This window comes from Pseudomonas sp. A125 (assembly GCF_055409485.1).
In genome coordinates this window covers 1-757 of the sequence record NZ_JBUZVP010000095.1, presented here as the reverse complement: position 1 = coordinate 757, position 757 = coordinate 1, and the positions used below count along the sequence as shown (strand labels likewise).

Sequence of the window (757 nt, the reverse complement as noted above, 5' to 3'; positions counted from 1 at the left end):
GGCGGCGGCAAAAACTGAGTGCAACACCTGACCTTTCCGGTACGGTGCTGCCCCTATGTCTTATACCGAACTCAGCGTTGAAGAGCGCGCCACCATTCAAATCAGTCATGCCCAAGGCTTCAGCCTGCGTAGGATTGCCTGCTTGATCAACCGATCCCCTTCGACCATCAGCCGGGAGCTGCGCCGCAATCGAGATGTCTGTGGCGGCTACTCGGCCCACGCGGCCCAGCAGCAGATGCAGGCTCGCCGCCAGGTGTGTCGACCGAAGCGAAAGCTGTTGCGGGGTGGTGAGCGCTTCGAGTTGGTGGCGCATATGCTCCGTGAGCGTTTGTCTCCCGAGCAGATTGCCGGCAAGCTGCGCAGCATGAACATTCCCAGCCTCAGAGATGCCTACGTCTGTCGCGAGACGATCTATAACGCGATCTATGCCCTGCCGGTCGGTGAACTGCGCAAGGAGCTGATCATCTGCCTGCGGCAAAGCAAGACGACACGCCGACCGCGCTCTGGTGGTGTGGATCGGCGCGGCCAGATTCCCGAGATGGTCAGCATCCATGTGCGCCCACCGGAGATCGAAGACCGGCTAATGCCAGGGCATTGGGAAGGCGACTTGATCAAGGGCAAAGCCAACGCCTCGTGTGTAGGCACGCTGGTGGAGCGAACCAGTGGCTACCTGATGCTGGTGAAGATGAACGACGCGACGGCGACCTCGGCGATGGAAGGCTTCAGTGCAGCGCTCAATGGCATGCCGCTGGCGATG

Annotated in this window: 1 protein-coding gene; it reads left to right on the top strand. The window is 60.9% G+C overall.

The annotated features are described in order from the left end of the window. Positions 1-55 precede the first annotated feature (55 nt). A partial coding sequence (locus ACZRN6_RS36555; protein ID WP_463875238.1) for an IS30-like element ISUnCu4 family transposase occupies positions 56-757 on the top strand: 702 nt, incomplete at its 3' end.